Raw genomic sequence first — 9,308 nt, 5'->3', positions numbered from 1 at the left:
CGAGTTCCTTGGCCTGCTTGTTCACGTCGGCCTGGATCTGGTTCATCAGTTCGGCACGCTGCGTGCGCACGATCCCGTCGCGGGTCGAGCGGGCGAGCAGGTTGCGCAGGGCCGAATTGGTGAAGCTGGCCAACAGGGTGTTGGCGCGGGCGACGTTATTGGCCGACTGGTAGAACTTCAGCGGATCGGTGATCCGGTAGCGCGCGAACGCGTCCACCTCGAGGTTCTGGCGGTCGGTGGTCAGCAGGGTCTGGACCGGCAGATCGAGGTCGAGCACGCGCTTGTCGAACAGGACCACGTTCTCGAAGAACGGGATCTTGAAGTACAGGCCGGGCTTGTCGGTCCCGGTCTGGTTGAGGACGGCGCGGACGCCGCCGAAGCGCAGGACGAGGGCCTGCTGCATCTGGCCCACCGTGAAGACGGAGGCGTAGAGGCCGACCACCACGGCGGCGGCGGCGATCATCAGGCCGGTGCGAAGAGCTTGGTTGTTCATCGGGCCGCTCCACCGGCTGCGTTGCGGGGACCGAACTCGGTCAGTGGCAGCACCGGCAGCACACCGGCGGCACCGGCCCCGACGTTCGCGCCGGCGCCGTTCTGGTCGATGATGACCTTGTTCACCGAACCCAGGACCCGCTCCATCGTTTCGAGGAAGATGCGCTCGCGGCTGATGGCCGGCGCGACCTTGTAGGAATCGTAGACCTGGCTGAAGCGGGCGGCCTGACCGGTCGCTTCGGCGGTGGCCTGGGTCTTGTATGCTTCCGCCGCCTGGACGATCTGCTGCGCCTTACCGCGTGCCTGGGGCACGACGCTGCTCTCGTAGGTGCGCGCATTGTTCTTGGCGCGCTCGGCGTCCTGCTGGGCGGCGTTCACGTCGAAGAAGGCCGGTCGCACATCCGGCGGCGGCTGCACGCTGACGAGCTGCACGAGCTCGATGCGTACGCCGGCGCCGTACTCGTCGAGCGCCTTCTGGGTGATCTCACGCACCTCCTGCGAGACGCTCGATTGCTCGTTCGTCAGGATCGGCTGGATGTTGCGCCGGCCCACCACCTCGCGCATGGCGCTCTCGGCGATGGCCTTGATGGTGCCTTCGGGATTCTCGAGGTTGAAGACGTAGTCCGACGCCTTGAGCGGGTTGACGCGCCACTGCACCTCGAAGTCCAGGTCGACGATGTTCTCGTCGCCCGTGAGCATCAGGCTCTCTTCCGGCTTGTCGACGGTGCGGGTCTGGGTCCCGAAGCCGGCGCGGTAGCCGATCTGCACGCTGTTGACCTGACCGACATTCGGCTTGGTCACGGCGCCGATGGGTGCCGGGAAGTTATAGTTCAGGCCCTGTCCGGTGGTGCTGGTGTAACGCCCGAAGATCGTCTCGATGCCGACCTGCTGCGGAGCCACGGTGTAGAAGCCGGTCAAGAGCCAGCCAGCGACCACGAGGCCGCCCGCAATCAGCAGACCGCGCCCACCGCCGAGGGACCCGCCAGGCATGACGCCGCGCAGGCGGTCCTGGCTGCGCCGAAGGAGTTCCTCCAGGTCCGGCGGCGTCTTGCCACCACCGCCACCGCCGCCGCCCCAGGGGCCACCGCCGCCGCCATTGCCGCCGCTGCCTCGGCCCCAGGGCCCTCCCCCGTTGCCGCTACCGCCGCCGCTCTGATTGCTCCAAGGCATGCTCGCCGATCTCTCCCGTTCCAGCAGCGTCTTCGCCACGCTTGAAGCCCATCCGCGCGTCCCGGTCCGCATCGCTCTTGAAGCGGCCCGGGTCTCCCCCGCGTGGACTAGAGCGTTGATCCCGTTCCGACCGGACCCCTGCACCTGCGTGGGCGCGCGCAGTCCTGTCAAGATTGCCACTTGGGCATCGGCAAGATGAAAGACAACCGCAGGGGAACCCATTGCGCAATGGGTCGCGGTGCAATGGTTTACGACAGGGCCGTGCCCGTGCGCTCCAGATCGACGAAGCTGAAGCCACAGGCATCGTGCTCGCCGGGCGGATGCGCCTCGCGCTGGGTCTCGCGGTAGAGCGAGCGGTCGAAGAGCGGGAAGACGGTGTCGCCCTCCGGCGCCAGATCGACCTCGGTGAGATGGATGCGCTCGGCATGCGGCAGTGCGAGCGCGTAGATCTCGGCGCCACCGGCCACCATCAGCTCCTCCGCACCGTCCGCGGCCGCAATCGCGTCCGCCCAATCATGGGCCACCGCCACGCCGGGGACTGCAAAGCCCGTCTCCCGCGTCAGCACGATGGTGTGCCGCCCCGGCAACGGCCGGCCGATCGACGCGAAGGTCTTGCGGCCCATCAGCAAGGGCTTGCCCATCGTCAGGGCCTTGAAGCGGCGCAAATCGCTGCGCAGGCGCCAGATCAGGTCGTTGTCGCGGCCGATGACGCCGTTGCGGGCAACCGCCACGACAATCGTGATACGGGGCGCGTCCATCAGACCGCCACCGGCGCGCGGATCGCCGGGTGGGGCGCGTAGCCATCCACGGCGATATCCTCGAAGCGGAAATCGAACAGCGAGGTCACGGCCGGGTTCAGCCTGAGCCGCGGCAGCGGCCGGTGATCGCGTGTGAGCTGAAGCCGCGCCTGCTCAAGGTGGTTCACGTAGAGATGCGCGTCGCCCAGGGTGTAGACGAAGTCACCGGGTTCCAACCCCGTCACCTGCGCGATCATCGCAGTGAGGAGCGCGTAGCTCGCGATATTGAACGGCACGCCGAGGAAGACATCGGCCGAGCGCTGGTAGAGCTGGCAGGAGAGCCGCCCCTCGGCCACGTAGAACTGGAACAGGCAGTGGCACGGCGCCAGCGCCATCCGGTCGAGATCGGCCGGGTTCCAGGCCGAGACGATGAGCCGGCGCGAATCCGGATTGCGGCGGATCTCGTCGAGAATCCACGCGATCTGGTCGACGCTGCCGCCGTCGGGCCGGGCCCAGGACCGCCATTGCCGGCCATAGACAGGCCCGAGGTCGCCGTTGGCATCGGCCCATTCGTCCCAGATGCTGACTCCGTTCGCCTGGAGCGCGCGCACGTTGGTGTCGCCGGTGAGGAACCAGAGCAACTCGTGGATGATCGAGCGTAGGTGAAGCTGCTTCGTGGTGACGAGCGGGAAGCCCTCCCCGAGATCAAAGCGCATCTGGTGCCCGAAGACCGAGAGGGTTCCCGTGCCGGTACGGTCGTCCTTGCGGACGCCTTCCTGAAGAATGCGTTCGAGAAGCTGGTGATAGGCGTGCATCGCGGCTCCGGGGCGGAGCACGGGCATAGCGCGAAGCGGCAGGACTGGCGAGGTCGGCCCGCCGAACGTCAACACGTTCCTGGCGCCACTTATCGGGCACCATGTGGCTGACGACGCCGGCCCGTCTTCATCCGGCGGACGGCCAGAGCACGTAGGCGATCGTGGCGAGATTGCTCCAGGCGTGGAGCAGGATGCAGGGCCACAGGCGCCCGCTGCGCCAGCGCAGCCAACCGAGCATCAGCGCGAGGGGTACGAGCGAGAGCGGACGACCGAATCCGGCGGGCGTGAAGTGCGCGAGGGCGAAGAGCAGGGCGGTGAAAACGATCGTCCCCACCGGGGAGAGCAGAGTCCGGGCGCGGGCGTAGACCAAGCCCCGCATCAGCAGTTCCTCGGCGATCGGTGCGAGAACCAGCACGTAGCCGAGCCAGATTCCGGCGACCCACGCGCTCAGGCCGGGCGAGAGGCCGGTGTGGCGGCCGATGGGGACATGGAAGAGTTCGGCACTCCCCGTCACCCAGGTCAGGTGGATCAGCGGCCAGACCAACAGGATCACGGCGAGGCGACTGGGTGGGAGGCCCGGCCGGGCGGCATCGCCCGAACCGGACGAAGCCGGCGCCAGGGCGAGGGTCCGACGCCACGCCGATCCGTCCTGCCAGCGCACGGTGGCGATGACCAGGCCCGCCAGAAGGATCTGGCGGATCACATCGAGGGCGAGTTCCCGCATGGCGATCTGGCGCGGATGGAGGCGCGGACGGTCGCCATTCCAGAGGGCGGTGCCATCGAGCCAGTCGGCACCGAACCGGACGATGGCCAGCGCGAGCAGACTGGCGAAGGCGAGCGCGAAGGCAGCCGAGAAGGCGAGGCCGGCGACCGAGACGAACCTGCGCAGGCCGTCACGCAGCCGGCGCGGGCCGCGTGTCGTCCGAACAGGAGAAGCATCCGGCGCGAACGCCCGATCGACGGGCATGGGCGCACCATGATCGGGCTTCAAAGGCGACGACGCTCCCTCTATGCTGCCGCCGTTGGCCGGCGCTCGTGAAGAACGGCAGAATCGCGTGCTGAACCTTGCACGGACATGCCGCATTGGCGTGGGGACGGTAGCCTGCGGCAAGGCTCCCAACCACGGGCTTTTGGACGCAAGGGTTCGAGGCTCGACAGGCCTCGGCTTTTGGCGGAAGCTCCGGCAGGGGTCCTTACGGTTGCCGGCCCGCGATTTCGGCTTGAATCCGGAACGTCGGTCGCGCAAGGCAGGGGGCGAACACCGCATGCCTGCCGGCCTCGGGCCACGCAGGCGCAATTCTGGACGCACCGGGCACCGGCCGCATCCAGTCGATTTTCATCCGACCCGGGGCGCCATCACGGCGCGCGACGGCGGGCAGGGACCGGGCATAAGCGACCGCAGATGGCAGACGATCTGATCCGCTACGATCTCCTGGTGCAGGACGCCCTGCGCGGCGTCGTGCGCAAGGTGCTGACCGACGCGGCCCGCGAAGGGCTCGCGGGTGAACATCACTTCTACGTGTCCTTCCGTACCGAGGCGCCGGGCGTGCGCATGTCGCAGCGGCTGCGCGAGAAGTACCCGCAGGACATGACGATCGTCCTCCAGCACCAGTTCTGGGACCTCGGCGTGACCGAGCACACCTTCGAGGTCGGCCTGTCCTTCTCCGGTGTCCCGGAGCGGCTGCTCGTGCCCTTCGATGCGCTGACGGGCTTCTTCGACCCCTCCGTCCAGTTCGGCCTGAAGTTCGACCTCAGCGAAGGGTCGGAGGAAGCTGCGAGCGAAGAATCCGAGGACGAGGGCGCGACGACCGGCGGCAAGACCGCGCCGCGCGGAGCCGGCTCGGAGCCCACCGAATTGAAGCCCAAGGGCACGGGGCTCGCCACCATCGGCAACGCCCCGGTTCCCAAGCTGATGCCGGGGGCGCAGCCCGCTCCGAATGCGGCCCAGGCCGCGAAGTCGGAGGATGGGTCAGAGGCCAAGGCCCCTGCCGCGAAGAAAACCGAGGGCGGCCAGGAGGCCAGCGCCGAGGTCGTCAGCCTCGACGCCTTCCGCAAGAAGAGCTGACCGCCAGCGCCAGTCGCCCATACCGAAGCGTCGCCCGCCCCCGAGCGTCAGCCGCGCGGGCTGACCGTCATGCGCAGTCCGTTCTCCGGGCGGAGCGTGACCCGGTGCAGCGGCATCACGGGCGCATGGTCGTCGGCGAGCGTGAAGCGCGCCGCGCGCGTCACATGCGCCAGCACCACCACCGCCTCCTGCAGCGAGAAGCTCTGGCCGATGCAGACGCGCGGCCCGGCCCCGAACGGCAGATAGGCGAAGCGCGGGATCGCGGCGCGGTTCTCCGGCAAAAACCGCTCGGGCATGAAGGCGTCGGGCTCCTGCCACAGGGTCCTGTGGCGGTGAAGCACCCAGGGCGCCACCATCACCAGCGAGCCCTTCGGGATCTTGATCCGGCCGATGCGATCCTCCGCGATGGCCTGACGGCTCATGAACGGGACTGGCGGGAAGAGCCGCATCGTCTCCTCCATCACCGCCTTGGTGAAGGGCAGCGCGTCGGCGTCGAAATCCGCGCCGGGCTCCACAGCATCGACCTCCGCCTCCACCCGCATGCGTGCGTCCGAATCCTGCGACAGGCAGTAGAGGGCCCAGGTCAGGGCGTTGGCCGTCGTCTCGTGCCCGGCGGCGATGAAGGTGACGATGTTGGCCTTCACCTCGAGGTCCGTGAGGCCCTGGCCCGTCTCCGGGTCCTGCGCCTTCAGGAGCAGCGTGAGGAGGTCGGCCGGCGCCGCGTCCTTCGCGATCAGGCTGCGGCGGCGCGCGATCAGTTCGTCCACCACCTCGGCGAAGAATCGGAGTGCCGGCCGCGCTCGCAGCCGGCCGATGCGCGGCACGAAGCCCGGCACGCCGAAGACGTCGAGGGGGTCGATCGGACCGACCGATTCGAGGAAGCGGGTGATCGCGCGCCCCAGCGCGTCCGGGTCGCTGGCAAGGCCCTGCGTGAAGATCGTCCGCTCCAGCACGTCGAGGGTGACGCGGGTCATTTCCAGGGCGACGTCGATGCTGGCGCCCTCGCGGCGCGCCAGACGCCGGGCCATGCGGGCGCCGGCGGCGTTCATGGGCGCGGCGAACCCGAGCACGTGCCGAGCCGAGAAGATCGGCGCCAGCGTCCGGCGCTGCAGCTTCCACTCGTCCCCCTCGGCGGTGAGGAGGCCATTGCCGAGGCCCGGTGCCAGAACGCGGCGCTGGAGGTCGTCCTTGCGGTAATTGGCGGCGTTCTCGACGTAGAGGTAACGGATCAGGCTCGGGTCGCTCACGACGGTGACGCGGCCCAGCGCCCCGTCCGCCGCCACCACCGGCTTTTCGAAATGCACGTCGAGCCACGTCGTGAGCGGGTTGGCGCGCGCCGCCCTCAGGAAGCCGAACAGCCCCGGCTGTTCGCGCAGGGGCTTGGGCACCGCCGGCCGGAAGCGGGCCGGCGCATTCGGGTCAACGAGGGCTGACGCACTCGACATCGGCAACAACTCCTGGGGCTCCGCGACGGGGCGCCGGGCCAAGACCCGTAGGCCGAGACTCGTATGTCGAGGCTCGCAGGCCAAGACCGGCAGCCCATGACAATTCGGCGCCGGGGACACGACCCTCGGGACAAGCGCCATCGCGGTTTGGATTCCTGCAGTCTAAGTAGGGTGCGCTGCAGCCAGACGAAGAGGCCACGATGTCGCCCACCGAGACGCCCGCCACCCGCACCGAGTCCGACACCTTCGGCCCGATCGAGGTTCCGGCGCATCGCTACTGGGGCGCGCAGACGCAGCGCTCGATTCAGAACTTCAAGATCGGCACCGAGCGGATGCCCGCGCCCCTCGTCCACGCGCTCGGCATGGTCAAGCAGGCCGCCGCCCTAGTGAACCAGGATCTCGGCGCCCTCGACCCGAAAGTGGCGCAGGCGGTGGCCGCGTCCGCCGCCGAAGTGGTCTCGGGCGAGCACGATCAGGAATTCCCCCTCGTCGTCTGGCAGACGGGCTCGGGCACCCAGTCGAACATGAACGCCAACGAGGTGATCGCGAGCCTCGCCAACGAATTGCTCGGTGGCAAGCGTGGCGGCAAGTCGCCGGTGCACCCCAACGACCACGTCAACCGGGGCCAATCCTCCAACGACGTGTTCCCGACGGCAATGCACATCGCGGTCTCGCGCGAGATCCACGACCGGCTGCTGCCCGCCCTCAAGCACCTGCACGACGCGCTTCAGGCGAAGTCGGACGCGTTCTCAGGCATCGTCAAGATCGGCCGCACCCACCTGCAGGACGCGACGCCCGTGTCCCTCGGCCAGGAATTCTCGGGCTACGTGGCCCAGGTGGCGCTGGGCACCGAGCGGGTGAAGACGACGCTGCCGGGCGTGCTGGCGCTGGCCCAGGGGGGTACGGCGGTGGGCACCGGCCTCAACGCCCATCCGGAATTCGCCGAAAAGTTCGCCGCCAAGGTCGCGGAACTCACCGGCCTGCCTTTCACCTCGGCCGCCAACAAGTTCGAGGCGCTGGCCACCCACGACGCCCTGGTGTTCACGCAAGGCGCGCTGACGGCGCTGGCCTCCGGCCTGTTCAAGATCGCCCAGGACATCCGCTTCCTCGGGTCCGGCCCGCGCTCAGGCCTCGGCGAACTCTCGCTGCCGGAGAACGAGCCGGGCTCCTCGATCATGCCGGGCAAGGTCAATCCCACCCAGTGCGAGGCCATGACCATGGTCTGCGCGCAGGTCATCGGCAACGGCACCACGGTCAGTCTCGCGGGCAGCCAGGGCAATTTCGAGCTGAACGTGTTCAAGCCGGTGATCGCCAACGCGGTGCTGCAATCGATCCGCCTTCTGGCGGATTGCGCCGTCAGCTTCACCGACAATTGCGTGGTCGGCATCAAGGCCAACGAGGACAAGATCGCCGACCTCATGAGCCGCTCGCTCATGCTGGTGACGGCGCTCGCCCCTTCGATCGGCTACGACAAGGCCGCCGAAATCGCCAAGACAGCGCACAAGAACGGCACCACCCTGAAGGAAGAGGCCCTGCGCCTCGGCTATGTCACGGCCGAGGAATTCGAGCGCGTGGTGCGCCCCGAGACCATGCTGGCCCCCAGCGCCGACTAAGGAGCCGAAGCGCCATGGCGGAGATCATCAACCTGCGCCAGGCCCGCAAGGCGAGGGTGCGGGTGGAGCAGGAGGCCAAGGCGGCGGACAACCGCATCGCCTTCGGCCGTCCGAAGAAGGCCCGGACCCTGGCGGAGGCCAAGAAGGCCATCGAGGTCTCGCGCCACGAGGGCCACAAGCTCGTGGGGCCGGATTCGGAAACGTGAGCGAGGCGGTGTTGCCCCCTCCCGTCTCAAAGCCGGAGGGGGCGCCGGCGAAGAGTTGGGGCGTCACCAAGCGCTCGGTCATGATCGCCGGTCACCGCACCAGCGTCTCCCTGGAAGAACCGTTCTGGGAGGCCTTGCGCGCGATCGCGGCGGCGCGCGGCCAGTCGGTCCAGACTCTTATCGGCACCATCGATGCCGGGCGAGAGGGCCAGAACCTCTCGTCGGCGATCCGGGTGTTCGTGCTGGCCGAGGTCCGGTCGTCAGCCTGAACGGATCGACGTCGTCGGTCGCCGGATCTTCGACAGGCTGTACGACGCCGGTGCGCCGAACGTCTTGCGGAAGGCGTTGGCGAAGTGCGCCTGATCCGCGAAGCCGGCTTCGTGCGCGGCACGCGTCAAATTCGCGCCTTGTACCACAGCGTCGATGGCGCGACGCATCCGCGCCCAGGCCCGATAGCGCCGGAACGGCACGCCCACGGCTTCGCTGAACAGGTGCTGCATCCGAGAGGTCGAGAGATCCGCCGATGCGGCGAGGCGTCTGGCCGTCATGCACGCGTCCTGAGACGATCCCAGCCTCGCGATGATCTGCGCGATGCGTCCGTCGAGGGGCCGGTCGTCGCGACGGGCGGCGAAGCCCGAGATATCGGAGAGCGCCTCGCCGGCCCAATCACAGGCACGGGCACTCTCGAACAGCGCGCGAAAGGGCCTCACCTCACCTGCGGAGCCGACGAGGGCGCCGCCGACCTCGTGCGCCGGCCCGATCAAA

11 protein-coding genes are annotated in these 9,308 nt (G+C 68.7%); 4 read left to right on the top strand and 7 right to left on the bottom strand.

The genetic code is table 11. The features are described 5' to 3' along the window. The 5 genes from JWQ05_RS17805 to JWQ05_RS17785 form a co-directional block, all read right to left on the bottom strand. A partial coding sequence (locus JWQ05_RS17805) for an SPFH domain-containing protein (RefSeq protein WP_299661188.1) occupies positions 1–493 on the bottom strand: 493 nt, incomplete at its 3' end. Continuing rightward, entirely contained in the window at positions 490–1,662 is a 1,173-nt protein-coding gene (hflK, locus tag JWQ05_RS17800) for an FtsH protease activity modulator HflK (RefSeq protein WP_299661185.1), read from the bottom strand. The genes hflK and JWQ05_RS17805, both read right to left, overlap by 4 nt. A gap of 248 nt (positions 1,663–1,910) precedes the next feature. Further along, the gene (locus tag JWQ05_RS17795) at positions 1,911–2,420 is read right to left on the bottom strand and encodes a dihydrofolate reductase (protein WP_299661182.1); all 510 of its coding nucleotides are present in this window, start codon (positions 2,418–2,420) and stop codon (positions 1,911–1,913) included. Continuing rightward, positions 2,420–3,214 carry a thymidylate synthase gene (locus JWQ05_RS17790; protein WP_299661179.1) on the bottom strand — a complete coding sequence of 265 codons (795 nt, stop codon included), beginning with the start codon at positions 3,212–3,214 and terminating at the stop codon, positions 2,420–2,422. Before JWQ05_RS17790 ends, JWQ05_RS17795 begins: the two co-directional genes overlap by 1 nt. Before the next feature lie 127 nt (positions 3,215–3,341). Further along, positions 3,342–4,181 carry a CPBP family intramembrane glutamic endopeptidase gene (locus tag JWQ05_RS17785; protein WP_299661176.1) on the bottom strand — a complete coding sequence of 280 codons (840 nt, stop codon included), beginning with the start codon at positions 4,179–4,181 and terminating at the stop codon, positions 3,342–3,344. 435 nt (positions 4,182–4,616) lie between these two features. Here JWQ05_RS17785 and JWQ05_RS17780 point away from each other — a divergent pair, with 435 nt between their 5' ends. Continuing rightward, positions 4,617–5,279, top strand: a complete 663-nt coding sequence (locus JWQ05_RS17780; RefSeq protein ID WP_299661173.1) for a ClpXP protease specificity-enhancing factor SspB — start codon at positions 4,617–4,619, stop codon at positions 5,277–5,279. A 47-nt stretch (positions 5,280–5,326) separates the two neighbouring features. On the opposite strand, the gene JWQ05_RS17775 is transcribed toward JWQ05_RS17780, so the two are convergent. After that, positions 5,327–6,724: a cytochrome P450 gene (locus JWQ05_RS17775; protein ID WP_299661170.1), complete on the bottom strand. Its 1,398-nt coding sequence runs from the start codon at positions 6,722–6,724 to the stop codon at positions 5,327–5,329. A gap of 200 nt (positions 6,725–6,924) precedes the next feature. Between JWQ05_RS17775 and fumC the strand changes: the two genes are divergently transcribed. Genes fumC through JWQ05_RS17760 form a run of 3 tightly spaced genes read left to right on the top strand, consistent with a single transcriptional unit; the run spans position 6,925 to position 8,812 of the window. After that, positions 6,925–8,337, top strand: a complete 1,413-nt coding sequence (gene fumC, locus JWQ05_RS17770) for a class II fumarate hydratase (RefSeq protein ID WP_299661167.1) — start codon at positions 6,925–6,927, stop codon at positions 8,335–8,337. A gap of 14 nt (positions 8,338–8,351) precedes the next feature. After that, positions 8,352–8,543 (top strand): DUF4169 family protein, encoded by a 192-nt coding sequence (locus JWQ05_RS17765; protein ID WP_299661165.1) that lies wholly within the window; start codon positions 8,352–8,354, stop codon positions 8,541–8,543. 11 nt (positions 8,544–8,554) lie between these two features. Then, positions 8,555–8,812 (top strand): ribbon-helix-helix domain-containing protein, encoded by a 258-nt coding sequence (locus JWQ05_RS17760; RefSeq protein ID WP_299661191.1) that lies wholly within the window; start codon positions 8,555–8,557, stop codon positions 8,810–8,812. Here JWQ05_RS17760 and JWQ05_RS17755 read toward each other — a convergent pair. Continuing rightward, the gene (locus JWQ05_RS17755) at positions 8,804–9,091 is read right to left on the bottom strand and encodes a helix-turn-helix domain-containing protein (RefSeq protein WP_299661162.1); all 288 of its coding nucleotides are present in this window, start codon (positions 9,089–9,091) and stop codon (positions 8,804–8,806) included. The two genes, JWQ05_RS17760 and JWQ05_RS17755, sit on opposite strands and share 9 nt — an antisense overlap. Positions 9,092–9,308 lie beyond the last annotated feature (217 nt).

The sequence above is a fragment of the Methylobacterium sp. genome (genome assembly GCF_028290105.1).
In the GTDB taxonomy this organism is placed as follows: domain Bacteria; phylum Pseudomonadota; class Alphaproteobacteria; order Rhizobiales; family Beijerinckiaceae; genus Methylobacterium.
This window is presented reverse-complemented; position numbering and strand designations above follow the sequence as displayed.